Source organism: Caballeronia telluris, assembly GCF_001544495.1.
Lineage (GTDB): Bacteria > Pseudomonadota > Gammaproteobacteria > Burkholderiales > Burkholderiaceae > Caballeronia > Caballeronia telluris.
Genome location: NZ_FCNZ02000108.1, coordinates 1 through 1944 on the forward strand (window position 1 = coordinate 1; position 1944 = coordinate 1944).

Genomic DNA, 1944 nt, shown 5'->3' on the forward strand with positions numbered 1-1944 from the left:
AGCGCGTACCGCGAGCGCGCTGCTGTGCTTGCCAAGACGCGAACGGCAGCAGTCCAGCGCGATGCAGATGACGATGGAATCTTCATTGTGAATATGCTCAGTTAGACATCCAAAGCAGAAAACGGGTTGTTCAGACCTTCCTATACAGTTCAACGCTCTACGAGCGCCGGTATCTGGACGAGTCAAACAAGGCCGCGGGTCACAACCTCAAGTACATCGATATGTCGCTGAGTATGGACACGGTCTCTCTTGCCGAGGGTTACGGCGCCGTATGCGTCTTCGTCAATGACAAGGCGGACGCTGAAGTGCTAAAGGCGTTGCACATTGGTGGCACGCGCCTGCTTGCGCTGCGCTGCACCGGTTTCAATAACGTGGACCTGCAGGCCGCGTCGGAGCTGGGCGTCAAGGTGGCCCGCGTCGTCACATATTCACCCAACTCCGTGGCGGAGCACGCAGTCGCGCTCTTGCTCGCAATCAATCGCAAGGTGCACCGCGCCTACAATCGCACGCGCGAGTCGAACTTTTCGCTCGATGGCCTGATTGGATTTGACCTATGTGGCAAAACCGTCGCGGTGGTCGGCACCGGCAAGATCGGCTGCGTGTTCGCAAAGATTATGCTCGGCTTCGGATGCAATGTGATTGGCTATGACCCCCATTCTTCAGCGCAGTTCCAGGCACTCGGAGTGCGTTATGCGACGCCGGGCGAGATCGGTGAGAAAGCCGACGTCATTTCCCTGCACTGTCCGCTGACACCAGCGACGCATCACATTATCAATGCAGAAACGCTTAAGCGCGCGAAACGCGGAGCGTTGCTCATCAATACGAGCCGCGGCGCGCTGATCGACACGCAGGCCGTCATTGAAGCGCTGAAGAGCGGCCAGCTCGGCGGGCTCGGCATCGATGTCTATGAGCAAGAGGCGAGTCTATTCTTTCGGAATCTGTCTAATGAAATCATCGCAGACGACGTCATTCAGCGTCTCATCTCGTTTCCCAACGTGATCGTGACAGGTCATCAGGCATATCTGACGCACGAAGCGTTGACGACGATCTGCGACACCACATTAAAGAGCATCACCGACTTCGAGCAGGGCAAACCGCTAGAGAACGAGGTAACGGCGTAGTGGCGGCACGCAGCTGCTTACGGACAGCTTGCGGAGAAATGGCATCCGCGCGCGAGCCCAGGCTCGGCTCTCTTGAGGCGCGAACTTCGCGGCGCCGTCGTGAAAGACTCATACGGCGCGGTTAGCACGCTGTTGGTGCAACAGGTTTCCTTTTCATACCGAGACGAAAAAAGAAAGGGCGGATATGAATGACGCAGCCAAAGTCGGAACGGCTGTTCAACTGTGTCCGCGCCCGCCAAGGCTTTTCAGGCATTGTCACTACGCAGAGTGCGATAACTTTATCCCGCTGTGGCGTGTGCGGCTTTGATAGCGGCGTCGCGCTCTTTCTTGGCTTCCACCTTCTTGTGTTCGTAAACCCTTTTCGCAGCAGCGACCTTTTTATCATACAGGTGATTCGCCGCAGCAACTTGCTGGTGCATTCTCACTAAGGGATCGGGATGCTCCGTGGATGCCGGGGAACTAGCGGGCGCGTTGCCCTGCGCCCACGCGCTGTGACCAAACGATAGGGCAATGGCCCCGGTAAGCAATGCAATAGCAACTTGTTTCATCATGCCCTCCGCGCAGAATGCTTCGTTTTTAAACCACGAGCGAAAAACTCTTTCAGGATTTACAGCATGTGAGCCACTTCGCTTGGCCTGTGACAACCTCTCCGTAACAGCGGCTAGGGCGTTACGGAAAAAGCGATATAACGAAGTTGTATATTGCTCCCTTTTTGGCAAGTCGACGCATTTATGAATGGTGCTGGGTGTCACGGATCGGCGTAATGACGCCGGGGATGATCGCCGTAATGGCGCCAGTTTGAAGTGAAGTAAAACGCGGATTC

Annotated in this window: 2 protein-coding genes; one reads left to right on the plus strand and one right to left on the minus strand. The window is 56.0% G+C overall.

Annotated elements, in window-relative coordinates; translation table 11 throughout:
* The first annotated feature begins 107 nt into the window (after positions 1 to 107).
* Positions 108 to 1121, plus strand: a complete 1014-nt coding sequence (locus AWB66_RS32340; RefSeq protein ID WP_087634034.1) for a 2-hydroxyacid dehydrogenase — start codon at positions 108 to 110, stop codon at positions 1119 to 1121.
* Between the two features lie 278 nt (positions 1122 to 1399).
* On the opposite strand, the gene AWB66_RS35050 is transcribed toward AWB66_RS32340, so the two are convergent.
* Positions 1400 to 1944 (minus strand): hypothetical protein (locus AWB66_RS35050; protein WP_327355879.1); only part of this gene is annotated, 545 nt, incomplete at its 5' end.